We start from the raw sequence: 23,302 nt of genomic DNA, 5'->3' as shown, positions 1-23,302 counted from the left end.
CATTGTAGGATTTTTCGTATGCTAGCAGCGTCGGAAACGGGCTGCCATCACTACGATCATTCTCCGTGCATGCCGACGACGGTGCGGATCGTTTGCCACAGGATCCAGGTGTCGAGCTTGAAGCTTGCCTTGCGGATATATTCGATATCAGCCGCCGTCTTCAGTCGTGTGGCCGCGTACCCTTCGGCATATCCCAGTTCAATCTGCGCCAGACCGCTGATGCCGGGACGTACGACGTGTCTGTCGCGGTAGTCGGGGATCGTTCTCATGAAGCGATGGGCGTGAATGTAGTAATCCGGGCGCGGCCCGATCAGGCTCATGTCGCCGCGATACACGTTCAAGATCTGCGGCAACTCATCGAAGCGAGAGCGGCGCAGGAAACTTCCGATCGCCGTAATGCGATCCTTTTCGAGGGGGGCATCGATCGGACGGCACTGCTTCGCCGAGTTCTTGGCCACCCGCATCGTCCGGAACTTGAAGGTCCAGAACGGCTTGCATCCGCGGCCCATGCGAATCTGGCGGAAGAACAAGGGTCCGGGATTGTAGATCGGGTTGAGAACAAGCAGGAGCGCCGCAACCACCAGCATCGCCGGCAGCAAGACAATGGTCGAAAAGACGAGGTCGAACCCTCGCTTGGCGATCAGGTAGCCCTGACTACGCAGCACTTCAACGCGGGAAGGCCGCGCTTTCGTACGAAAGCCTGACGCGTCGGGTGTATAGGTCACCACAATTCCCCCAGTGTCATAGCAGCGGCTGCTTTCAGATTCTCACAGCGCCGTCGGCAGTCATTGACAAGTCCCACTATATGCGACGGGTCGTCAACGGCAGATGCTGAATACAAGCAGGGTGTCGCCGTAGTTTCATTTTTGCCACATTCTTGGGCAGTTTGGGCCGGGTTTTTCAGCCCGACGTGCAGGCGACATCTGGTGTGGCAGCCGAATTAACCGGCTCTGAGCCTACTCGATCCGCGGCAGAACAACGAATTTCTGTTCAATCTGTGGGAGGGGGAATGGTGGGCGACCCTGGAATCGAACCAGGCATGGGTCTCCCCGGCGGAGTTACAGTCCGCTGCCGCACCTTGCAGCACGTCGCCCGACGCGAGGGGGTGAATAATAGCGCACCGCGGGGGCGTCAACGGGGAATCTGTCATAACTGCTGCGCCGGGCTTGGCATTTCAAAGAAGGAGCCGTAACCCCTACCCGAATAGAGAGACAAACGGTGAAAGCATGGCCAGGAAACCCACTTGGGTGATCGAGAAAGAGCGGGGCAAACGGGCTGCCGCGGCGGAAACCGTTTGGCTCTTCGGTCTGCACGCGGTGCGGGACGCATTGAACAACCCCCGCCGCGAGAAACTGCGCCTCGTCGTCACGAAGAATGCCGAGGCCAAGTTGGCCGACGCCATCGCCGTCGCCGGGCTGGCCCCGGAGATTGCGGATCCGCGCAAGTTCCCGGTGCCGCTTGATCCGGGCTCTGTGCATCAGGGCGCCGCGCTTGAGGTCAAGCCCCTCGATTGGGGCAGCTTCGATGACATCGTCTTGCGCGGCGAAGGGAGGGCGTGCCTTGTCCTGCTGGATCGCGTGAGCGACCCGCACAACGTGGGCGCCATCCTGCGCTCGGCCGAGGTGTTCGGGGCGCGCGCTGTCATTGCGCCGGCCAGGCACTCCGCGCCGGAAACGGGCGCGTTGGCCAAGACGGCATCGGGTGCTTTGGAACGCCAGCCCTATCTGCGCGTGGCAAATCTCGGCAACACGATGGAGCGCTTGCGCGAGATGGGGTTCTCGCTGATCGGCCTCGACGGGGACGGAACGGTCGAGATCGGAGAGGCACTTGCCGATCACGCAGACCGACCCGTCGCGCTCGTGATGGGGGCAGAGGGGCCGGGGCTGCGTGAGCGGACCCGTGATTTGTGCGATCTGCTGGCCCGGATCCCTGCGTCTGGCCGATTTGGGTCGCTCAATGTCTCGAATGCGGCGGCAGTCTCTCTATATGCGGTGTCACAAGCCAAGCCGGAGTGAATGCCTGTGCCCTATGACACTAAGATCGCCACCTGTTCCTATTGCGGAAGCCGGCAGACCTTGCGGCTGACGGCACGGCAAGGCCACGAACTGGCCTGCGGTTCCTGCGGGGCGCCCTTGCACGAGATGAAATGGCTCAAGCCCGAAAAAGAGCGGGGCGGAGCCAAGCGCAGCCCACGGACGCCTGCCCCACACGGACGCCCTCAGCCGGACTGGGCCGGCAGCGGGGATTGGCAAGGCGGAGCGGATCCGCGCCGGAAAAAGAAAAAGCACAAGAAACGCAAAGGGATGCTGCGCGAAGTGATGGAAGAAGCGTTCGATTTATTCGACGATATCTTCGATTGATGGTGCGCAAGGCGTGATCACGAATTTGTTTCCACCCTTCAAAACGCGCCAGAAGGCCCCATTTGTTAAATAGATGCAGCGGCCCGGAACGCCGTAGCATCCATCACTGTCCCTCGTTCCGTGACTTGCGCCCGCCGGATTTCCGCTGCGGGCGCTTTTTTGACGTGCTATGCGAATGGGCATGACAACAAACCCGTCAGATGACCTGCTTCGTCGCGTTCTGCGCGAGTCCAAGAGTTTTGCCTGCGTCGGTGTCAGCCCGAACCCGGTGCGACCCAGTCACTACGTGGCGCGATACCTCAAGCTCAAAGGCTACCGTGTGGTGCCCGTCAATCCGGGGCAGGCCGGAAAGGAGTTGTTCGGCGCGACCTGTGTGGCCGACCTGTCCGAGATCGAGGGCGGGGTGGATGTGATCGATATCTTCCGCCGCCCCGAGGCCGTTCCCGAGATCGTGGATGCAGCGCTTGCCATGGAGCCACGCCCCAAGGTGATCTGGATGCAGATCGGGGTCGAACACGCCGAGGCGGCTGCGAAAGCCGAAGCCGCAGGTCTGACGGTGATCCAGAACCGCTGTCCAAAGATCGAATATCAGCGCCTCTTCGGCGAATTGCGCATGGGCGGCTTCGCCACGGGAATCATCAGTTCCAAGCTCTGACCAAGCAGGTCAGCGTCGGGCCTTTTCCTCGATGCCCGAGGTGCCCTCGCGCCGTTCCAGCTCGGCATAGACATCGGCCAGGGCCACGTCGCGCGAGGCGAGCATGACGAGGAAATGGTACAGGACGTCCGCGGCCTCGCTCGTCAGCCTTTCCCGGTCGCCCCGGGCGGCCTCGATGATCGCTTCGACGGCCTCTTCCCCGAATTTCTCGGCGGCTTTCTTGGGGCCGCGGGCCAGCAGCTTCGCCGTCCAGGAGGATTTCGGATCGGCGCCCTTGCGGGATTCGATCGTTGCGGCCAGTCGTTCCAGCGTACTCATGTCAGCCTCATGGGGATGCCCGCCGCGGCCATATGGGCCTTGGCCTCGGCAATGGTGTAGGTCCCGAAATGAAAGATCGACGCGGCAAGCACCGCGCTGGCATGGCCTTCAGTCACGCCCTCGACAAGGTGATCGAGCGTGCCGACACCGCCAGATGCAATCACCGGCACCGGCACCGCATCGGCAATGGCGCGGGTCAGCGGGATGTTGAAACCCTGTTTCGTGCCGTCCCGATCCATCGAGGTCAGCAAGATTTCCCCCGCACCCTTGGCCACGATCGTTTTGGCGAACTCCACGGCATCAATGCCGGTCGGTTTGCGCCCGCCATGGGTGAAGATCTCCCATTTGCCGGGGGCGACCGTCTTGGCGTCGATGGCGCAGACGATGCACTGGCTGCCGAACTTGTCCGCGGCGCGGGCGACGACATCCGGGTCGGCCACGGCGGCGGAGTTGAAACTGACCTTGTCGGCGCCTGCCAATAGCAGGTTACGCACATCCTCGACGGTGCGCACACCGCCGCCGATCGTCAGCGGCATGAAGCAATGCTCGGCCGTTCGGGTGGCGAGGTCATACATCGTACCGCGATTCTCGTGGGTCGCGTGGATGTCGAGGAAACACAACTCGTCCGCGCCGGCGGCATCATAGGCCTGCGCCTGTTCCACCGGGTCGCCGGCATCGATCAGGTCGACGAAGTTCACGCCTTTCACGACGCGCCCATCGGCGACATCGAGGCAGGGGATGATGCGGGTCTTGAGCATGGGACTGAACTACGCGATCGCAGGGGCAGGGGGAAGCGTGTTCGCGCGCAACAGGCTCATCCGAGTGCTGCCAACGCGTCGGCAAGGTCCAGGGCGCCGTCATAAAGCGCCCGCCCCGAGATCGCGCCCGAGATCACGCCCGTGTCGCGCAGGGCCACGAGGTCGGTCAGCGACGACACGCCGCCAGAGGCGATCACCGGGATCGAGGTGGCCCGCGCCAGATCGGCCGTGGCCTGAACGTTAGGGCCGCCCATCGCGCCGTCGCGGTCGATATCGGTATAGATGATCGCCGCGACACCGGCGTCTTCGAAGCTCTTGGCGAGGTCGGTCGCCATCACATCGGTTTCCTCGGCCCAGCCCTTGGTCGCGACGCGGCCATTGCGGGCGTCGATGCCAACCGCGACCTGGTCGGGAAAGGAGGCGGCGGCGTGCCAGACAAGGTCGGGGTTCTCGACCGCGACGGTGCCCAGGATCACGCGGGCAATCCCCTTGTTCAGCCACATCTCGATCGTCTCCAGGTCGCGGATCCCACCGCCCAGTTGCGTCGGCACGCTGGTTGCTTCGAGGATCGCTTCAACCGCCGCGCCATTGACGGGTTCCCCGGCGAAGGCGCCGTTCAGATCGACAAGGTGCAACCATTGGCAGCCCGCATCCTGAAACGCTCGCGCCTGCGCCGCGGGGTCGGTGTTGAACACGGTCGCCTTGTCCATCTCGCCGCGCAGCAGGCGAACGGCGGCTCCGTCTTTCAGGTCGATGGCGGGATAGAGGATCATGGTGTAGTTCCGGGCTTGGGTGGGACGTCGCCGTGCTTTTGCACCCTGGAACGCGGCGGGGCAAGCCGGCCTTTCGAGGGGCGCGGTGCGCGATCCCGCCGCCACGTCAGCCTTGCCAGATCGCGTGAATTGACCGCACCCTCCGCCCTGAGGAGATTTTGGGAGGAAATCCAGATGAAGAAACTGGCTTTGGGCCTTGCCCTCGTCATGGGGCTGGCAGGCACCGCATCGGCCGATATCGCGGAAGGGATTTGGCAAACCCAACCCGATGACGGAGCCTTCGCCTTTGTCCGTATGAGCACCTGTGGCAGCGCCGTTTGCGGGACCATCATCCGCACCTTCGACGAGACGGGCGAGTATCAATCCGAAAATATCGGCCGCCAGATCGTGATCGACATGGTGCCGCAGGGTGGCGGGCAATACGAGGGCTCGGTTTATCGTCCGGCGAATGACCGGATCTATATCGGCCGGATGGAAGTCGAGGGCGACCGCCTGAATTTGCGCGGATGCGTTGCGGGCGGCCTGTTTTGCGCGCGGCAGACCTGGGTGCGCATCCAGTAAGGCGATGTGGGTCGCGACAAAGAGGGCGCCACGCGGCGCCCTTTTTCGTTACGGACGCCAGTTCAGGAAATTCGCGATCAGGCGGAGGCCCGCGCGTTGGCTCTTTTCGGGGTGGAACTGCGTGCCCACCACGGTGTCCTTGCCCACGATGGCCGTGACCGGCCCCCCGTAATCGGCATGGGCGAGCAGCGTGGCAGGGTCATCGACCCGCATGGCGTAGGAATGCACGAAATAGGCGTGATCGCCCGTCTGAAGCCCGTCCAGCACCGGATGGGGCCGATCAATCACCAGATCGTTCCAGCCCATATGGGGGACCTTGAGCGACGGATCCGACGGCTCGATCCGAACCACCTCACCGGGGATCCAGCCAAACCCTTCGACATCCTCGTATTCCCGGCCCCAGCTGGCCAGCATCTGCATGCCGACGCAGATGCCAAGGAAGGGGACGGCGCGCGCCTCGACCGCGTCGATCAGGGCCTCTTCCAACCCGTCGAAGCCGCGCAGTCCCCGGCGGCAGGCGGGGAAGGCCCCGTCTCCGGGCAACACGACCCGGTCGGCGCGGGCCACCAGATCGGGGTCGGACGTGACGATCACGGGGCCTGCGCCGGTTTCGGCGGCCATGCGTTGAAACGCCTTTTCCGCCGAGTGCAGGTTGCCCGAGTCGTAGTCGATCAGGACGGTGGTCATCGGCCTACAAGCTGCCTTTGGTCGAGGGGATCGCGTCGGATTTGCGCGGGTCGGGTTCCAGCGCGTCCCGCAGCGCGCGGGCGACGGATTTGAAGGCCGCTTCGGCGATGTGATGGCTGTTGATCCCGTGCAGCGCATCGACATGCAGCGTGATGCCGCCATGGGTCGACAGCGCCTGGAAGAACTCGCGCACGAGTTCCACGTCAAAGGTGCCGATCTTCTGCGTCGGGAAATCCACGTTCCACACCAGGTAGGGGCGGCCGGAGAGGTCCAGCGCCGTGCGCACCAATGCGTCGTCCATCGGCAACAGGCACGCACCGTAGCGCAGGATGCCGCGTTTGTCGCCCATCGCTTGCGTTAAGGCCTGGCCAAGCGTGATGCCCACATCCTCGACCGTATGGTGGTCGTCGATATGCAGATCACCCTCTGCCATGATCTTCATGTCGATCAGGGCATGGCGCGCCAACTGGTCCAGCATGTGGTCGAAGAACCCCACACCGGTCTGGTTGTCGTAGCTGCCGGTGCCATCGAGGTCGATCTCGACGGTGATCGCCGTCTCGGCGGTCTTGCGGGTGATCTGGGCGGTGCGCATCGGGGTTTCTCCCTTGTCTCGCGGGCGCTTATAGGCGTGCTGCGGCGGTTGGGAAAGCCTCAGAGCCCCATAAGATCGAAATAGGCCGCCGCGACCTCGTCCCAGCGGTAGCGGCGCGCTGCCATTTCCGCGAGGGCCGCGCCCATGGCGGTTGCGGTCTGCGGTTGCCACAGGTCCGGCAGCAGGCGGGCGAGGCTTTGAGCGTCGTCAAACGTCGCGGCCTGGTTTTCGGTCGTGGCACGGTTGTACGCGCAGTCAAAGACCGCAATCGGTCGCCCGAATGGCATCATCTCGACAAGCGATGGGTTCGTGCCGCCGGCAGAATGGCCGTGCACGTAGACATTGGCACGCTCCCGGATGGCACGTAGGCGGCCGGCCTGGTGTTGCGCATCCAGCAAGAAGAGCTGGGGCGCGGGGCCGTACCTGGCCTTGAGGGCGCGCCCGTGGGGCGTGTCCTGCCAGTTCGAGACCACCACGAGGGGACGATCAGGGTAGGGCGCGAACGCCTCGAGGATCATCTCGAGGTTGTTCTCGGGTTCTGCGCGCGCGATTGCCAGGGCGTAGCTGTCGGGCAGGGCAAGGTCGGAAATATCTGCGGGCTCCGCGTCAAGGGCGTGGTCAGCACCGTATGCGATGACGTGCGGTGTGCGGCCATACCGTGTCTCGATTTCCTGGGCGATCGCGGCGTTGTCGGCGATCACCTCATGTGCGTTGCGGACCGCACTGGCCTCGGACCAGCGGAGGAAGCGCCGCGCCGCGTTGCCCCATTTCTCACGCCCCCATTCCCGCCCATCGATATTCACGATGAGGCGTGTCCGGCTTGTCCGCCGCAGAAGTGGGAGGGCCGCTGTCCCGGATGTGCCGAGCACGAGGATGCAATCCGCGCTATCGCGCCCCCAGGCTTCAAGCGCCATCGAGGCGAAATCATAGGGAATGGATTGTATTCCGTTGGCTCTCAGTGGCAGCGTCCTCAAACGCGCGCCGAGCCATGTTCGCGGCAGATGCCGGGCGTTTCGCTGCGCGGGGCACCATACGGTGAACCGTTCGGCGATCCCCTTTCGTGCCGCGCAGCGGATCAATTGTTCCGCCAGGGTCTCGAAGCCGCCATAGCGGGCCGGGACACCGTTTGTGCCTACGATGGCGACAGTCGGGGATCGGGGGGCAGGCAAAGGGGGAGTTGCCGGTCTGGAGAAAAAAGGCCCGCAGCGCACAAGGCGCGACGGGCCACATTCAGTAATCTGCGTGGTATCAGCTGCCGTCGGCTGCGAGACCGATGGCGATGCCGCCCAGAATCACGACGCCGCCGACGACGATGGCGCCCATCGGGATCGTGCTGAGGACCGGAAGGCCCTCGGCCTGGGTCGAGGCCGTGGTGTCCAGCGGCTGAATTTCTTGCGCCGCGACCGAGCCGGCCATGGCGATGACGGCGAGTGCGCCTGCGATGGTCTTTTTCATGGTCAGGTCTCCAAACCAAAAACAAGTTGGCACTTTTATGCACAAAGCCCGGCTCTCTATCAACAGCCGCAGCGGGCCGGGTGGGGCAAAAAACCGGATCATCGCCGCATTTGCCGATATTTGCGGCAGCCTGTGGCAAGGCTGCCGCAGACTTGTCCGGGGCGCACCCCGTCAGTCGGTCAGCCGGTCCAGCCGGATGCTACCGACCTCGTCCGAGATCCACTGCTCCGATCGCCGAATCGTGCCCGAGGCCTCGACCCAGTAGCGGTTGGTGTAGCTGTCGCCATCGGGGCGGCTGCAGACCTCGGAGATCTGGGTGGTGGCATGGTTGCGCCCGACGATCTCGATGCCCGCCTGTCCCTCGACGGTCAATCGGCAGCGATGGATTTCACGCGCCTCGCGCAATTCACCATCCAGGTAAACCATCGTGCGGTTCACTTCGGCGGGGCGGCGCGCGGCCAGCGCTTGGGCCGTTCCCGAGGCATCGGATGACATCAGGTCGAAGCCAAAGCCACGGGTCGCGCGCAACAGGCCTGCATCGCTCAGGGCAAGGCCAAGCCCCGCACTGTCGCGCCAACTGTCGACGCCACGGTTGCGGCCCACGCGGGTCATCAGGCTGGCGCCGGGCAGGGCGGTCAACTCGGCGGTCAATAGGGGCTGGCCGATGGCCTCGATGGTGGCGCGGTCCAACACCTGGCGCGGATCGGACGGGGCGGCATCGCTGCCGCCGCCGACCTGGCCAAAGCCCGAGGCGACGCCACCCAGAACCGTGCCCAGCGGGCTTTCCTCGGCGGTGCCGCAGGCCGACAGCGCAAAACAGGCCGCCGCCGCGCAAACGACCAATGGCCGGGGCAGGGAAATCAACGCCACAGCATCGCCTCCGTCTCTTCCAGAGCGGGTTGGTGATAGTCGGGGATCAGGTCATGCAACCGCCCCTCCACCGACAAGCGCGCGCCGCCATCGCGCAGGATCGGGCGCAGCGTCGTCGTCTGCTCGGACCGCGACGAGGTGCCGGTGAACCAGCCGAGAGGCACGGTCAGTTCGATCCCCTTGTCGAAGGAGCCTTCGCCGAATTCGTCGAAGCTGACATCGGTGAAGGTCGCGAACGCCCCCACCCGCCAGCCATTGGCGAATTCGCGGTCCACCCGCAGGGTCGCGCCGTAATCGCCGGCCAGGTAGCGGCCGACATCCACCTGCCCGGTGAAATCGCCGAAGATCGGGAAATAGGCCGACACATGGCCCGAGGTCACCGAGTAATCCTGCAGGCCGAAGCCGCCGTCGAAATCGCGCCGCCAGACGTGGTTCAACTCGACCCCCAGCCCAAGGCGGCTATCGACGCGTTGCCACAGCACCTCGGCCGAGGCCCCGGCGAACATGCGCTCCATGTAGCCAAAGGTCAGGCGGGTGTAGAGGTCATCGCCCAGGCGCCCGTAATGGGACAGCGTCAGGCGGTCCAGCCGCGCCTCGCTTTCCTGGTAGTAGAGCGCCGATTCCGAGCGGACCGGGAAGGGTCCGCCGGGCTCGACGCCATCCACCACCCGCGCATCCGACAGGTTGCCGATCAGTGGCACGCGCAGCGCGCCCTCGGCGACGAAGCCGCGGCCGAACTCAAAGCGCGCCTGCGCCTCGAGCCCGAGGTCACCGCGGAACGGCGCGTCGGGGTCGAACAGCGCCGTCTCGACATAGGGGCCGATGCCCCAGGTCAGACGATCGGGTGTGGTGCCGCGAATGGTGATCGTGTCTGGGTCCCCCACGCGCCCGGCCGGTTCCACATCGGCGCGCGCCATAAGACCCGAGGCCCCGTTCACGTCATGCTCCAGCGCCTCGACATCCGAGCGGTTCACCCGCACGCGGCTGGCGTCGGCGCCGTTGACGATGAAGATGACCTCGAACACTTCGACCGAGTTGGGCATGGTCACGCTGAGCACGCGCAGCACGCGGCCAAGCGCCATCGCCTCCTGTCCGTAGCGGATGTTGCGCACGCGGATCGTGGCGCGCTGCGGATCGAGCGATAGCGACACCAGTTCCAGCCCGCCGTCTTCCTCGAACAGGCGTTCGACATTGTCGCGCAGGATCGGCGCACCATCGGGCTGCGACACCCAACTTGTCGCGTAGGGTTCCGCGCTGACAGGGCGCGGGCGCACCGGTTCTGGCGCGGCGTCGAGGGTGCCGTTGAACGCGCCGCGGCGGGGGTTGGTGCTAAGCGAATAGCTGAGCCCGAACGTGGTGCCGTAAAGGTAATGCGCCCCGATGGTGCCATAGCGGCCCATGTCATAGGTCGCCCCGAGATTGATAGGGCTTTCGATCTCGATCACGCCATCGGCGGCCTCGGCGGTGTAGATGTCGGTGGAATATTCCAGCTGCAGCCGCAGGCGGTCGCTCGCCTGGTATTCGACCCCGCCGAACACCGCCGCGTCGCCGCGAAAGAACTGGTCGAAATTGACCGTGCCGCCAAGGCCGAAATCCCGCGGCGGGCGGTTGCCGAGGCCAAAAGGATTGGCAAAGCCGTCCCGTTCGCCCAGGCGGCCGAAACCCAGGCCCGCCGTGACCGCCAGCCGGTCATCGGCGCCGAAATGGCGGGTCGCCACGATATATTCGCCGCCATAGACGCCGGTGCCCGCGATGTCGCGAATGCCCACGGCCAGCGACGGCCACCAGCTATCCTCATCGAGGATCTGCCAGTGCAGGTCAAAGCTGCGATCGAGGTAGTAATCCTGGTTGATCGGCGTGCTGTCCGGCGTGAATTCGGGGATCGCGGCGTAGCGGAACGTTGCGGTCAGGCGCGGCATCACCTGGAATGCGATCGTGCCGCGCAGGGTGCCATCGACATAGGAGCCGGTCAGCGAAAGATCGGCATCCGGCATCACGTTGGCGGTGGGCATGTCGACGAGGCCCGGAAGGCCGTAATAGTTCAGCGTCGGCATCTGCGAGAGCGTGTCTGCAGACGCAGCAGGCGCAAGGACCCCGTGCGCAAAACAGCTGATGCCAAGGCAAACGACAAGCCGCGTTCGAACCATTCGGACAGTTTCCCCGTGTGACGCGCCGCAGAAAGCTGTCCCTTCGAAAAGGCTCGCGCAACGCTTCCGGTGTCATGTGTAGCCTGTACACGGCGAAAAGGCACAGCCGCGCCTTGGAAAGCGTCAAAAGGCCGGCGCATAGTTGCAACACGCCCACAGACGCACACGGCGAGGGCCCCCCAAGGTGGGGATATACTCTACTGCGAACATCGATTTTCGGCTTGAGTGCGGTTCTCCGATGGGTCGTCGGAGAAATTGGAGCGGGTGATGAGATTCGAACTCACGACCCTTACCTTGGCAAGGTAATGCTCTACCCCTGAGCTACACCCGCTCTGTGAGGCGTGTATCTATAAAGAGTTTTTCCGGGGCGCAAGAGGGGATTTTCCCATTTTTGCATTTCGCGCGATTTCTTCGCCGAACCTTTCGCAACGTCATGATAAATAACAATTTTCCTGCGGGCGTGTCTTGGGCGCTCTCGTGCCGCCGCCCGGCGGCGCTGTGGCTTGCTGGCGCCTGAGTCTCTTGCGGGCGATTGGGTCTCGGACATTCATGCGCCCTGAAAAGCGGTTTTCCGGCACCACCCGCGAAAGCGGAGGGGACCCGGCGTCGCGGCAGGTCCCCGGGGCGCATTTGCCCCCAGTGCGGTCACGATCGTGATCCACGCATGTGCAGGATTGGCGTGCTTGACCGATCAAGATCGGGGGGCGCACAGTCGATCCGCATATTGCCAGGAGGATTTCATGAATTTCTCGAAAACGATATTGGCCGCTGCGTTGTCGCTTGTTCCTGCTATGGGCATGGCGCAATCCCTGCTCAACCCGAACGCCATCACTGTTCAACGCTACGACGCGATCCCCAATTTCTCGGGCGACAGCGGCATTTTCTGCTGCGCCACCCATGTGCACCGCTCGGGAGACGAGGCGGACTATTTCCATATCCGCATGGTGTTCGACGTGGCCTTCTCCGACGAGGTGGACCGCGTTTCGATCAACTCGTCCGACATTCTGCTCATGCTTCCGGGCGCCGAAGAAGGCTTGCGCGCAATCGGGCATTTCGACCACATGCCGGTCTATGAACCGGGCGCCACGTCGATCTATGCCCGCCGCCCCCGGGATTTCCCGGCCGAGACCGAGCAGGCCTTTCTGGATGCCGTCTGGGTCGTGCCGCAAGGGGTGACCAGTGCCACGATGCAGATCGGCGACCCCGAGGATGGCAATGTCCTGAACGTACCCTTGGATCTCGATGTCGAAGTGACCAGCGTCTTGCGGCCCGCCGCGACCTTGTCGATGGCGGTGTCGGGCGTGGGCGTGACCGACATGCTGACGCTGGAAGAGCGTTTCAATGGGCAGGACGTGCCCGGAACGATCCGACCGACCGGCCCGGGTCGATTGATGCAGGTCGACCTCACCCTGACCCCGGCGATGTCCACTGACACCGATGCGCAGGCGGGTGAAAACCAGTTCTTCTTCTACTCGGACTGGATCGGGGTGACGGGACCGGATGGCCTGCCGCTCATGCCGGTGGGGTATGAAACCGGGCGATCCTACCGCGTCCACTGGTCCACCTCGATCAGTTGGGAGGACCAGCCGCGCGGTTCGGACTTCACACTCTACTTCCTCGGTCGCGCCGAGCCGGGTGTCTACCGGGTCTATTATCTGTCGGACAAGGTCGCCGAATTCCGGATCGAGTAGCGGTTCCAGGCCGGTCGATCACATTGATGTAACCAAAGTGGCGGTCTCTTCTGCGTAAGAATGTCGGCAAATATATTCAGTCGCGAAGGCATGGTGCCTTCGGCTCGCGGCCCGCATGTGGGCCGCATTTCTGGACCCGAAAATGACACGCTTCTTTCTGCCGCTCGTTGCCACCATGGCATTCACGGGTATCGCTGCTGTTGCGCAAACCATGTTGGAAGACACCGACGGGGATGGCGCATATTCCTATGAGGAGATGCTCGCGGCTTATCCCGATCTGACGCAGGAGCTGTTCGACGAGGCCGACGCGAACGCGGACGGCGCTATCGACGCTGATGAACTCGCCGCCGCCCGCGAAGGTGGTCTGTTCCCCGCATGACCACGCCCTGTTCGGTCGCATCGATCGCATGAAAAAGGCCGCTGCGAGAGGATCGCAGCGGCCGATTTTTTCGCGAAATGTCCGGCGCGCTTACGCTTCGAATTCCACCAACAGGTCCTTGGCGTCGATCTGGGCACCGGCGGTGACATGGACCGCCTTGACCACCGCGTCGCGGTCGGCGTGAATGCCGGTTTCCATCTTCATCGCTTCGATTGTCATCAGCAGATCGCCCTTCGTGACCACCTGGCCTGCCGAGGTGCTGATCGAGGCGACCACACCGGGCATCGGCGCACCGACATGGGCGGCGTTGCCGGTCTCGGCCTTGGGCCGCTTCGCTTGCGTGGCCGCCGCCTTGCGGTTCGGCACGCGGATGGTGCGCGGCTGGCCGTTCAATTCGAAAAACACCTTCACCTCGCCATCGTCGGTGGTCTCGCCCACGGCCTGCAACTGGATCACCAGAGTCTTTCCCGGGTCGATCTCGGCCTCGATCTCTTCGCCCGGTTCCATACCGTAGAAGAAGGTCTTGGTGGGCAGGGTGCGAACAGGACCGTAATCCTTGTGGCGGTTGGTGTAGTCGGTGAAGACCTTGGGATACATGAGATACCCCATGAGGTCCTCGCCATCGATCGCGACCTCGAGCTGGTCTTCCAGATCGGCCCGGGTCTTTTCCAGGTCCACCGGGTCGAGGTGCTTGCCGGGCCGGTCCGTCTGGGGCTTTTCGCCCTTGAGCACCTTTTTCACGATCGCATCGGGGAAGCCGCCCGGCGGCTGGCCGAGATTGCCGCGCATCATGTCGATCACGCTGTCGGGGAAAGAGACGTCTTTCTTGGGGTCCTCGACATCGGCGCGGGTCAGGCCTTGGCTGACCATCATCAACGCCATGTCGCCCACCACCTTGGACGACGGCGTGACCTTCACGATATCGCCGAACATCTGGTTCACGTCAGCGTACATCTGCGCGACCTCGTGCCAGCGATCTTCCAGCCCCATCGAGCGCGCCTGCGCCTTGAGGTTGGTGAACTGGCCGCCCGGCATCTCGTGCAGGTAGACCTCGGAGGCGGGGGCCTGAAGGCCGGACTCGAAGGCGGCGTATTGCGTGCGCACGGCCTCCCAGTAGTCGCTGATCTCGCGGATCGCCGCGATGTCTAGGCCGGTGTCGCGGTCGGTGTGGCGCAGCGCCTCGACGACCGTCCCGAGCGTCGCCTGGCTGGTGTTGCCAGACAGCGCGTCCATCGCGCAATCGACCGCGTCCACCCCGGCGCGCGACGCGGCAAGGATCGTGCCGCAGGCGACGCCCGCCGTGTCATGCGTGTGGAAATGGATCGGCAGATCGACCGCATCCTTAAGAGCCGGAATCAGAACCTCGGCGGCCGAGGGTTTCAGAAGCCCCGCCATGTCCTTGAGCCCAAGCACATGCGCGCCGGCCTTTTCCAGCTCTTTCGCCATGGCGACGTAGTATTTCACGTCATACTTGGCGCGATCCGGGTCCATCACGTTGCCGGTGTAGCAGATCGTGCCTTCGCAGATCTTGCCGGACTCGACCACGGCATCCATGGCGACGCGCATGTTCTCGACCCAGTTCAGGCTGTCGAAAACACGGAACACATCGACGCCGCTTTCGGCGGCCTGCGCGACGAAGCCCTGCACCACGTTGTCCGGGTAGTTGGTGTAGCCCACCCCGTTCGAGGCGCGCAGCAGCATCTGCGTCATGATGTTGGGCATGGCCGCGCGGATGTCGCGTAGGCGCTGCCAAGGGCATTCCTGCAAGAAGCGGTAGGCCACGTCGAAGGTGGCACCGCCCCAGCATTCCACGCTGAACAGCTCGGGCAGGTTTGCCGCGTAGACAGGCGCGGCCTTGATCATGTCGATCGAGCGCATCCGCGTGGCCAGCAGCGACTGGTGCCCGTCCCGCATCGTGGTGTCGGTGATCAGCAGCCGGTCCTGCGCCTTCATCCAATCGGCAACGGCTTTGGCGCCCTTCTCTTCAAGCAATTGCAGCGTACCTGCCGGCGGCGTCTCGACCCGCAGAGCGGGCGGTTTGGGCGGTTTCGCCTCGGCCGGGGGCAGGGGGCGGCCCGCTGTTTCGGGATGCCCGTTTACGGTGATGTCCGCGATGTAGCGCAGGATGCGCGTCGCCCGGTCCCGGCGCGGGCGGAAGTCGAACAGTTCCTCGGTCTCGTCGATGAACTTGGTCGTGTACTGGTAGTTCAGGAAGGTCGGGTGTTTCAGCAGGTTGATGACGAAATCGATATTCGTGCTGACCCCGCGGATGCGGAACTCGCGCAGGGCGCGGTCCATCCGGGCGATGGCGGCCTCGGGCGTCGGGGCCCAGGCCGTGACCTTTTCAAGAAGGCTGTCGTAGTAGCGCGTGATGACCGCGCCGGAATAGGCCGTGCCGCCATCGAGGCGAATGCCCATGCCCGTCGCGCCGCGATAGGCGGTAATGCGGCCATAGTCGGGGATGAAGTTGTTGGTCGGGTCCTCGGTCGTCACGCGGCACTGAATGGCGTGGCCATCGAGCGTGACGTCATACTGGCTTGCCACGCCCGTCGCCGTGGTCAGCGACTTGCCCTCGGCGATCAGGATCTGGGCGCGCACGATATCGATGCCGGTGACTTCCTCGGTCACGGTGTGTTCCACCTGCACGCGCGGGTTCACCTCGATGAAGTAGAAGGCGCCGGTGTCCATATCCATCAGGAACTCGACTGTGCCTGCGCATTCGTAATTCACGTGCTCACAGATCTTTTTGCCGAGGCGGCAGATCTCTTCGCGTTGCGTCTCGCTGAGGTACGGGGCGGGCGCGCGCTCCACCACCTTCTGGTTGCGGCGCTGCACCGAGCAGTCGCGTTCGTAGAGGTGATAGATATTGCCTTCCTTGTCGCCGAGGATCTGCACCTCGACGTGGCGGGCGCGGGTGATCATCTTTTCGAGATAGCCCTCGCCGTTGCCAAAGGCGGCCTCGGCCTCGCGGCGGCCTTCGCGCACCTTTTCCTCGAGCTCGTCGGCGCTGTGGATCGGGCGCATGCCGCGTCCGCCGCCGCCCCAGCTGGCCTTGAGCATCAGCGGATACCCGATGGTGTCAGCCTCGGCACGGATGACGTCCATGTCGTCGCCTAGAACCTCGGTTGCCGGGATCACCGGGACGCCCGCCTCGATGGCCACTTTGCGCGCGCTGGCCTTGTCGCCCAGTTTGCGCATCGTCTCGGCCTTGGGACCGATGAAGGTGATTCCAGCCTCGGTACAGGCATCCACGAAATCGGGGTTTTCGGACAGAAGGCCATAGCCCGGATGGATCGCATCGGCGCCCGCCATCTTGGCCACGCGGATGATTTCCGGGATCGAGAGATAGGCCGCGACGGGACCAAGGCCTTCGCCGATCTTGTAGGCCTCGTCCGCCTTGAAGCGGTGCAGGCTCAGCTTGTCCTCGTCGGCGTAAATGGCGACGGTGCGTTTGCCCAACTCGTTGGCCGCGCGCATCACGCGAATGGCGATTTCGCCGCGGTTCGCGATGAGGATCTTCTTGAAATCAGTCATTTGGGCGCAGGCCTCCATCTCGCAGATGCAGAATGTGTAAGCGGCGTGACGGGTTCGGGCAACTGCATAGAAGTCGCGGGCACGCGGTCAGTCGGCGGGTTGCATTCCGCGCGCGGCAAGCGCGTCGAGGGTCTGGGCACCGATTTGCGCCATGTTCGATACCATGTCCCTTGCGAGGATGTCGTGCAGGTGCGCTGGCCCCTGCCGCCCCAAAGCGCCGAGCGCGTAGTGCCAGGGCCGGCCCATCATGACGAAATCGGCGCCCGTGGCGAGGGCTCTCATGATGTCGAGCCCCCCTTCGATCCCGCTATCGAACAGGATCGGCAGATCGGTCGCAGAGCGGATCTCGGGTAACACGTCGATCGAGGCCGGGGCGCCGTCGAATTGCCGCCCGGCATGGTTCGAGACCCAGACCGCATCGACACCCTCGGCTGCGGCGCGGATGGCGACCTCGGGCTCCATCACGCCCTTCAGGATCAGCGGGCCGTCCCACCTGTCGCGCAGCGCCGCGACATAGTCCCAATCCGGGGCCGCGCGCAGCAGGTAGCCGACATGCGCGGTCGAGGGCAGGGGGCCGGTCTTTTTCTGGTCCGCATAGGAGTCCATCAGCCGCATCCGAGGCATGCCGCTGGCCTGGATGCCGAGCGCCCAGGCCGGGCAGCGCGCAACCTGCAACAACAGGCGCGGCGTCAGGCGCGGGGGCTGGACCAACCCGCCCCGCGTCTGCCTTTCGCGGCGCGAGGCAGCGGGCACATCGACGGTCAGAACCAGCGCCTTGAACCCGGCCTCCCGCGCGCGGCGCAGCATGTCGTCGCGGATCTCGGGCGATTTGGGTGGGTACATCTGGAACCAGCCATGGTCTCCGATATGGCCCTTCAACTCGTCCGGTGTCCGCGTCGCCACGGTGGACAGCGTGTAGGGAATACCCGCGCGGGCCGCGTGGCGGGCAAGGATGCGCTCGGCCTCGGGCCAGATCAGGCCGGACATGCCAAGCGGTGCGATGCCGAAGGGTGCCGGGAAATCTTCGCCGAACAGCGTGGTGGACAGGTCTGGCGTGATCTCGCCGCGCAGGGCCGCGGGGCGGAACAGCACCTTGTCGAGCGCCGCGCGGTTGCGCTCGGTGATCTTTTCCGACCCGGTTGCGCTGTCGAGATATTCCCAGACGAAATGGGGAATGCGGCGACGGGCGCGGGCCTTGAGATCGGACAGGGCGGGAAAGCGGCTGTGCAGGTCCATTACGCCGAGATGATCGTCTTGCGCCGCGCTTGTCCAGTGGCGAGCCATCGAAAAACCTGTTGCCTCCGCCGGATTTGAGTGCGGTTGGAACAATCTGCGAACAAACCTTTAACAAGCGCGGTGTCCGACCTATGATCAGCCCATGAGCAGTTTCGACGATTCCGACGCTTTCGAGGCGGCCTCGGCCGCGTCCCTGTCCGCGCGCGCGATGGCGGCGCGCCCGATGCCGCATCTGGACGGGCTGAACCCCGCGCAGCGCGAGGCCGTCGAGCAGATGGAGGGGCCGGTCCTGATGCTGGCAGGGGCTGGCACCGGCAAGACCAAGGCGCTGACCGCGCGGATCGCGCATCTTTTGGCCACCGGGACGGCCCGCCCGAACGAAGTTCTGGCCGTGACCTTCACCAACAAGGCCGCGCGCGAGATGAAAAATCGTATCGGCGCGCTGATGGGGCAGACGGTCGAGGGGATGCCGTGGCTGGGCACCTTTCACGCGATCTGCGTGAAGCTCTTGCGCCGCCACGCCGAGCTTGTGGACCTGAAATCGAATTTCACGATCCTCGATACCGATGACCAGGTTCGGCTGATGAAACAGTTGATCAACGCCGCGGGCATTGATGAGAAACGTTGGCCCGCGCGGCAGCTGGCCGGCATCATCGACGGCTGGAAAAACCGCGCGCTGACGCCCGACAAGGTGCCGGCCGCGGATGCGGGGGCGTTCAACCGGCGTGGGCCGGAGCTTTACGCGCAGTACCAGGCGCGGCTGGTCGAGTTGAACGCGGTCGATTTCGGCGACCTTCTGCTGCATGTCATCCGCATTTTCCAGGGGAACGAGGACCTGCTGGCGCAATACCAGCGCTGGTTCCGCTACATCCTCGTGGACGAGTATCAGGATACGAACGTCGCCCAATACCTGTGGCTGCGGCTGCTGGCGCAGGGGCATTCCAACATCTGCTGCGTGGGCGACGACGACCAGTCGATCTATGGCTGGCGCGGGGCCGAGGTGGGCAACATCCTGCGCTTCGAAAAGGATTTTCCGGGCGCGAAGGTGGTGCGGCTGGAGCAGAATTATCGCTCGACCGGGCATATCCTGGCGGCCGCTTCTGGCGTGATCGAGGCCAACAAGGGCCGCTTGGGCAAAACGCTCTGGACCGAGGGCGAGGACGGCGAAAAGGTCCGCCTGATCGGCCATTGGGACGGCGAGGAAGAGGCACGCTGGATCGGCGAAGAGATCGAGGCGATGGGGCAGGGCACCCGGGGCATGGACCCGATCGGCCCCAACGATATCGCGATTCTCGTCCGCGCCAGCCACCAGATGCGCGCCTTCGAGGATCGGTTCCTGACCATCGGTCTGCCCTACCGCGTGATCGGCGGGCCACGCTTTTACGAGCGGATGGAGATCCGCGACGCGATGGCCTATTTCCGCGTCGTGGTCAGCCCCGAGGATGACCTCGCCTTCGAGCGGATCGTGAACACCCCCAAGCGCGGCCTTGGCGACAAGGCGCAGGCAACGATCCAGCGCATGGCGCGCAGCAATGGTGTCAGCCTGCTGGAAGGCGCGCGGCTGGCGGTCGAGGCCAAGGCGCTGTCCGGCAAGGGCCTGAAGGAACTGGCGCGGCTGGTGGACCAGGTCGGCCACTGGCGGGCCTTGATGCAAGGCGGATTGCGGCAGGTGGGCCCGGTCGATGACCTGATCGAAGAGGATCGTCCCGCCGCCGACGCGCTGAGCCATATCGAACTGGCCGAGGTGATTCTCGACGAGTCCGGCTATACGGCGATGTGGCAAAACGACAAGACGCCCGAGGCGCCGGGGCGGCTGGAAAACCTCAAGGAACTCGTGAAGGCCCTTGAATCCTTTGAGAACCTGCAAGGGTTCCTCGAACATGTCAGCCTGATCATGGACAACGAGCAGGATGACAATGAGCCGAAAGTGACACTCATGACGCTCCACGCCGCCAAGGGGCTGGAGTTTCCGGCGGTGTTCCTGCCGGGATGGGAAGACGGGTTGTTCCCCTCGCAACGCTCGATGGACGAGACCGGGCTGAAAGGGTTGGAGGAAGAGCGCCGCCTTGCCTATGTGGGCATCACGCGGGCCGAAAAGGTTTGCACGATCTCCTTCGCGGGCAACCGCCGTGTCTATGGTCAGTGGCAGAGCCAGCTTCCCAGCCGGTTCATCGACGAACTGCCCGAGGCGCATGTCGAGGTGCTGACCCCGCCGGGGCTCTATGGGCATCAGGGCGGGATGGCGGCGAGCGCAAGTCCCGTGTCGGGCATGATGCGCGGCAGCGATTTGCAGGACAAGGCCGCGCGCGCGGATGTCTACAACTCCCCGGGCTGGAAACGGTTGCAGCAGAACCAGGGCCGGTTCGGAATGCGCCAGCCGTCCGAGGCCAAGAACGTCACCATCGACGCCGAGGCGGTCAGCGCCTTTACCGTCGGCGACCGCGTCTTTCACCAGAAATTCGGCTATGGCGAGGTGATCTCGGTCGAGGGCGACAAGCTGGGCATTGCCTTTGACAAGGCCGGCGAAAAGCATGTCGTCGGTCGTTTCGTCGTGGCGGCAGACGCCGCGGGTGACGTGCCCTTCTAGGTGGCATTTTAAGCATCTTCCCGGCCAGATTCACCAATCGGCAACGGGGCGTTGGTATTCCGGCGGTCGTTTTTGACCTCGCTGGGGGGCTGGCTTGCCTATCGTCTTTACCGCTTTGGACAATGAATTCGCCGCGTCGACCGGCGACAATGTCTATGCGATGGGCAACAGCAGCATTTTCGACTATCCGCCAACCGCCACGAACGACCTGACGATCACCGCCGCGCCGGATGACCCGTCGCCCTACACGTTTGAGGTGGGCGACACCTATCACCTGTCTTGGGACGGAATGGGCGGCGGCGGCGATTTCGAGGCGACGGTCATTCGGTCGGATCCGATCGGCGTGGGCGGCGATAGCGGCCATGCGGTCGTCTTCGAGATGGTGGACGATGCGGGCGACGCGGTTCAGGTCGTCTGGACGCCCGAATTTGACCTTGAAAGCTGGTATTTCGACAATTTCAACGGCGGTGCCTTGCCCGGATTCTACACGGGCGACCAGAACCCGGCCGAGTACCTGACCTATGTCTGTTTCGCCGCGGGCACGCTGATCTCGGCGCCGCGCGGAACCGTCGCGGTTGAGCGGTTGCAGCCCGGGGATCGTGTCCGCACCCTCGATCATGGGGCGCAGCCGATCCTCTGGGTCGGGAAAAAGGACGTCAGCGCGCGAGGCGACATGGCGCCTGTCTGCTTCGAGGCCGGGGTGATCGGAAACCGCAGGGCCTTGCGCCTGTCGCCACAGCACCGGGTGCTGATGCGCGGCGCCCGGGTCGAGATGATGTTCGGTGTCCCCGAGGTGCTGCTGCCCGCGCGCGCCTTCCTCGGGTTGCCGGGCGTCAGCCAAAAGCGTGCTCGATGGGTGACCTACGTTCATATCCTGTTCGAGCGGCACGAGATCGTTTGGGCGGAAGGTGCGCCCTGTGAAAGCCTTCTCTTGGGCGAAATGGCCGTGGCACGGCTGTCTCCGCCCGCCGATTTGGGATTGCGAGAGGCGGGGGCACTGATGCCCGAGGTTCTTGCCCACCCACGGATGGGCCGAATGAAAGCTGCGCGGCCCGTGTTGCGCCTGCGCGAAGCCTCGGCGCTTTTGGGGCGTGCCGTGCCGCGATTGCGGCGACGGGCAGCGACCTCGATGCTCTAGCCGAACCCGCTGGACAGAATCGGCCAGAGCGAGGCGACCAGCAGCAACGCCATCGTGATGTTGAACGCCCTGAGCCGCCCCGGGCCGTCCAGCCAACGGCGCAACTGCGTTCCGCCCCAGGCCCAGACGGTGACCGATGGCAGATTCGTTGCGGCGAACACGAGGGCGACCGCAACGGCCCCGGCCCAGGTGGCGCCGAGGATGCCGGCTTCGGGGGCGAAGTTGGTCTGTGCGTAGATCGCCATATACCAAGCCTTGGGGTTGACCCATTGAAACGCCGCAGCTTGGAGGAAGGTCAACGGGCGGCCCTTGGCCAAGTCCTCGGCCTCGGGCGGGGGCGCTGCGTTGGCGATCTTCCACGCGAGGTAGACGAGGTAGACCGCACAGCCCGCCATCAGGGCCGGGCGCAGCCAGGGCAGCAGCTCGAAAAGCCCGATCAACCCCAGCCCCACCAGGGAGGTCATCAGGGCATGACCCAGCGAGATGCCAAGCATGTGCGGCACCGTCCGGCGCAGCCCGAAATTCGCGCCGGAGGCCAGAAGCATGATGTTGTTCGGCCCCGGGGTAATGGATGCCGCGAAGGCGAAGAGGATCAGCGCTGTCAGAAGATCGGGTGTCATGCGGCGCAATCTATGCGCGCCGTTGCGGAATGAAATTGCAAACCTTGCCGTTGAACGGGTAGTTTTGCAATCCATGGGCAGTGTTGATCAAAAAGACCGCCAGATATTGCGCGAGCTGTCGCGCGACGGCCGAATCTCCAATCTCGACCTGGCCGAACGTGTGGCCTTGTCACCCTCGGCCACGTTGCGGCGGGTGCAGGCGCTGGAAAAGGCGGGCGTGATCCGCGGGTATCGCGCGGTGCTCGATCCCGCCGCCATGGGGGTCGGCTTCGCGGCGTATATCTCGGTTGGGTTGAACGAGCATACGAAAGCCGCGCAAGAGGCGTTTGAACGCGCTATGGCGCAGGCCGACGAGGTGCGCGAGTGCCACAACATCACTGGCAGCGTGGAATATCTGCTGCGGGTCGAGGTGTCGGATCTTGGCGCCTACAAGCGATTCCATACCGATGTGCTGGGCAGCTTGCCGCAAGTGGCGACCCTGCAAACCTATGTCGTGATGGGCTCCCCCAAGGACGACCGCGCCTGAAAAGGTCCGAAAAAGAGAAAGGCGGCGGATGACCCGAGGGAGGAGGAGGGTCAGCCGCCGCCTTTTGTTATCGGCCCCCGAATGGGAGGAGGAGGGGCACCGATGACGTCCGGGAGGGAGGATCCCGGTATTGGGCGGCGGTGATCCTCAAGGGAGGAGGAGAGGATCACCGCCTGAGTACCGGCCCCCAAGGGAGGAGGAGGGGCGCCGATGCCGTTTGGGGCTGCAAGGCCCCGGAATTTTTCGGCGGTGATCCTCAAGGGAGGAGGAGAGGATCACCGCCGCTGTCACGACCCCAGATGGGAGGAGGGGGCCGATCTTTTGCCCGGAGGGAGGATCCGGGCGGATTGTGCGGACGCATCCAAGGGAGGAGGGGGATGCGCCCCGCGACGCTGGCCTCTGAAGGGAGGAGGTG

General features: G+C 64.4%; 22 protein-coding genes and 2 tRNA genes. 9 read left to right on the top strand and 15 right to left on the bottom strand.

Annotated features, from left to right (window positions below; all coding sequences use genetic code 11):
- Nucleotides 1–56: 56 nt before the first annotated feature.
- Nucleotides 57–725 (bottom strand): sugar transferase, encoded by a 669-nt coding sequence (locus KUV65_RS05800; protein ID WP_222188413.1) that lies wholly within the window; start codon nucleotides 723–725, stop codon nucleotides 57–59.
- 285 nt (nucleotides 726–1,010) lie between these two features.
- A tRNA-Tyr gene (locus KUV65_RS05795) sits at nucleotides 1,011–1,094 on the bottom strand.
- 132 nt (nucleotides 1,095–1,226) lie between these two features.
- Between KUV65_RS05795 and rlmB the strand changes: the two genes are divergently transcribed.
- The 3 genes from rlmB to KUV65_RS05780 all read left to right on the top strand — a co-directional run bounded on the left by rlmB (nucleotide 1,227) and on the right by KUV65_RS05780 (nucleotide 3,015).
- A complete protein-coding gene (gene rlmB / locus KUV65_RS05790; RefSeq protein ID WP_222188412.1) occupies nucleotides 1,227–2,015 on the top strand; it encodes a 23S rRNA (guanosine(2251)-2'-O)-methyltransferase RlmB in 789 nt (262 codons plus the stop codon).
- A gap of 126 nt (nucleotides 2,016–2,141) precedes the next feature.
- A complete protein-coding gene (locus KUV65_RS05785) occupies nucleotides 2,142–2,360 on the top strand; it encodes a hypothetical protein (RefSeq protein WP_222188411.1) in 219 nt (72 codons plus the stop codon).
- 175 nt (nucleotides 2,361–2,535) lie between these two features.
- Nucleotides 2,536–3,015 (top strand): CoA-binding protein, encoded by a 480-nt coding sequence (locus KUV65_RS05780; RefSeq protein ID WP_222188410.1) that lies wholly within the window; start codon nucleotides 2,536–2,538, stop codon nucleotides 3,013–3,015.
- Between the two features lie 9 nt (nucleotides 3,016–3,024).
- Here the strand turns inward: KUV65_RS05780 and KUV65_RS05775 are convergent, their stop codons facing one another.
- The 3 genes from KUV65_RS05775 to hisA are packed head-to-tail and all read right to left on the bottom strand — an operon-like array spanning nucleotide 3,025 to nucleotide 4,864.
- Nucleotides 3,025–3,333 (bottom strand): phosphoribosyl-ATP diphosphatase, encoded by a 309-nt coding sequence (locus KUV65_RS05775; protein WP_222188409.1) that lies wholly within the window; start codon nucleotides 3,331–3,333, stop codon nucleotides 3,025–3,027.
- On the bottom strand, nucleotides 3,330–4,091 hold the full coding sequence (gene hisF / locus KUV65_RS05770) for an imidazole glycerol phosphate synthase subunit HisF (RefSeq protein ID WP_222188407.1): 762 nt from the start codon (nucleotides 4,089–4,091) through the stop codon (nucleotides 3,330–3,332). Before hisF ends, KUV65_RS05775 begins: the two co-directional genes overlap by 4 nt.
- Before the next feature lie 56 nt (nucleotides 4,092–4,147).
- Nucleotides 4,148–4,864 carry a 1-(5-phosphoribosyl)-5-[(5-phosphoribosylamino)methylideneamino]imidazole-4-carboxamide isomerase gene (gene hisA, locus KUV65_RS05765; RefSeq protein WP_222188405.1) on the bottom strand — a complete coding sequence of 239 codons (717 nt, stop codon included), beginning with the start codon at nucleotides 4,862–4,864 and terminating at the stop codon, nucleotides 4,148–4,150.
- Between the two features lie 174 nt (nucleotides 4,865–5,038).
- Between hisA and KUV65_RS05760 the strand changes: the two genes are divergently transcribed.
- Complete coding sequence (locus KUV65_RS05760) at nucleotides 5,039–5,425, top strand: DUF2147 domain-containing protein (protein ID WP_222188403.1); 387 nt, start codon at nucleotides 5,039–5,041, stop codon at nucleotides 5,423–5,425.
- Nucleotides 5,426–5,473: 48 nt separating this feature from the next.
- Here KUV65_RS05760 and hisH read toward each other — a convergent pair whose 3' ends face one another.
- The 7 genes from hisH to KUV65_RS05725 all read right to left on the bottom strand — a co-directional run bounded on the left by hisH (nucleotide 5,474) and on the right by KUV65_RS05725 (nucleotide 11,507).
- The gene (gene hisH, locus KUV65_RS05755; protein WP_222188401.1) at nucleotides 5,474–6,112 is read right to left on the bottom strand and encodes an imidazole glycerol phosphate synthase subunit HisH; all 639 of its coding nucleotides are present in this window, start codon (nucleotides 6,110–6,112) and stop codon (nucleotides 5,474–5,476) included.
- A gap of 4 nt (nucleotides 6,113–6,116) precedes the next feature.
- Nucleotides 6,117–6,704, bottom strand: coding sequence for an imidazoleglycerol-phosphate dehydratase HisB (gene hisB, locus KUV65_RS05750; RefSeq protein WP_222188399.1), 588 nt, complete (start codon nucleotides 6,702–6,704; stop codon nucleotides 6,117–6,119).
- A 59-nt stretch (nucleotides 6,705–6,763) separates the two neighbouring features.
- The gene (locus tag KUV65_RS05745; RefSeq protein WP_308124532.1) at nucleotides 6,764–7,915 is read right to left on the bottom strand and encodes a DUF1972 domain-containing protein; all 1,152 of its coding nucleotides are present in this window, start codon (nucleotides 7,913–7,915) and stop codon (nucleotides 6,764–6,766) included.
- A 37-nt stretch (nucleotides 7,916–7,952) separates the two neighbouring features.
- Nucleotides 7,953–8,159 carry a hypothetical protein gene (locus tag KUV65_RS05740; RefSeq protein WP_222188395.1) on the bottom strand — a complete coding sequence of 69 codons (207 nt, stop codon included), beginning with the start codon at nucleotides 8,157–8,159 and terminating at the stop codon, nucleotides 7,953–7,955.
- A gap of 171 nt (nucleotides 8,160–8,330) precedes the next feature.
- Nucleotides 8,331–9,029: a YjbF family lipoprotein gene (locus tag KUV65_RS05735; RefSeq protein WP_222188393.1), complete on the bottom strand. Its 699-nt coding sequence runs from the start codon at nucleotides 9,027–9,029 to the stop codon at nucleotides 8,331–8,333.
- Nucleotides 9,020–11,083, bottom strand: coding sequence for a YjbH domain-containing protein (locus KUV65_RS05730; protein WP_222188391.1), 2,064 nt, complete (start codon nucleotides 11,081–11,083; stop codon nucleotides 9,020–9,022). The genes KUV65_RS05735 and KUV65_RS05730 overlap by 10 nt, the downstream gene beginning before the upstream one ends.
- Nucleotides 11,084–11,432: 349 nt before the next feature.
- Nucleotides 11,433–11,507 (bottom strand) — tRNA-Gly (locus KUV65_RS05725).
- A 409-nt stretch (nucleotides 11,508–11,916) separates the two neighbouring features.
- Between KUV65_RS05725 and KUV65_RS05720 the strand changes: the two genes are divergently transcribed.
- Both KUV65_RS05720 and KUV65_RS05715 read left to right on the top strand, forming a co-directional pair.
- Nucleotides 11,917–12,867: a hypothetical protein gene (locus KUV65_RS05720; RefSeq protein WP_222188389.1), complete on the top strand. Its 951-nt coding sequence runs from the start codon at nucleotides 11,917–11,919 to the stop codon at nucleotides 12,865–12,867.
- Between the two features lie 142 nt (nucleotides 12,868–13,009).
- Nucleotides 13,010–13,246 carry a hypothetical protein gene (locus tag KUV65_RS05715; protein ID WP_222188387.1) on the top strand — a complete coding sequence of 79 codons (237 nt, stop codon included), beginning with the start codon at nucleotides 13,010–13,012 and terminating at the stop codon, nucleotides 13,244–13,246.
- A gap of 90 nt (nucleotides 13,247–13,336) precedes the next feature.
- Here the strand turns inward: KUV65_RS05715 and KUV65_RS05710 are convergent, their stop codons facing one another.
- Complete coding sequence (locus KUV65_RS05710; protein ID WP_222188385.1) at nucleotides 13,337–16,780, bottom strand: pyruvate carboxylase; 3,444 nt, start codon at nucleotides 16,778–16,780, stop codon at nucleotides 13,337–13,339.
- Between the two features lie 87 nt (nucleotides 16,781–16,867).
- Nucleotides 16,868–18,016 (bottom strand): alpha-hydroxy acid oxidase, encoded by a 1,149-nt coding sequence (locus tag KUV65_RS05705; protein ID WP_222188374.1) that lies wholly within the window; start codon nucleotides 18,014–18,016, stop codon nucleotides 16,868–16,870.
- Nucleotides 18,017–18,158: 142 nt separating this feature from the next.
- Here KUV65_RS05705 and KUV65_RS05700 point away from each other — a divergent pair, with 142 nt between their 5' ends.
- Entirely contained in the window at nucleotides 18,159–20,603 is a 2,445-nt protein-coding gene (locus KUV65_RS05700) for an ATP-dependent helicase (protein WP_222188372.1), read from the top strand.
- A 94-nt stretch (nucleotides 20,604–20,697) separates the two neighbouring features.
- Nucleotides 20,698–21,741: a Hint domain-containing protein gene (locus tag KUV65_RS05695; RefSeq protein WP_222188370.1), complete on the top strand. Its 1,044-nt coding sequence runs from the start codon at nucleotides 20,698–20,700 to the stop codon at nucleotides 21,739–21,741.
- Here KUV65_RS05695 and KUV65_RS05690 read toward each other — a convergent pair.
- Nucleotides 21,738–22,361: a LysE family translocator gene (locus KUV65_RS05690; RefSeq protein WP_222188368.1), complete on the bottom strand. Its 624-nt coding sequence runs from the start codon at nucleotides 22,359–22,361 to the stop codon at nucleotides 21,738–21,740. The genes KUV65_RS05695 and KUV65_RS05690 overlap by 4 nt on opposite strands.
- On the opposite strand from KUV65_RS05690, the gene KUV65_RS18185 reads away from it, so the two are divergent.
- The gene (locus KUV65_RS18185; RefSeq protein ID WP_308124530.1) at nucleotides 22,360–22,887 is read left to right on the top strand and encodes an Lrp/AsnC family transcriptional regulator; all 528 of its coding nucleotides are present in this window, start codon (nucleotides 22,360–22,362) and stop codon (nucleotides 22,885–22,887) included. The two genes, KUV65_RS05690 and KUV65_RS18185, sit on opposite strands and share 2 nt — an antisense overlap.
- Nucleotides 22,888–23,302 lie beyond the last annotated feature (415 nt).

It is taken from the genome of Maritalea mobilis, assembly GCF_019800885.1.
GTDB lineage: Bacteria > Pseudomonadota > Alphaproteobacteria > Rhodobacterales > Rhodobacteraceae > Roseibacterium > Roseibacterium beibuensis.
The sequence above is the reverse complement of the archived record's forward strand: the minus strand, read 5'-3'. Positions and strand labels throughout refer to the sequence as shown.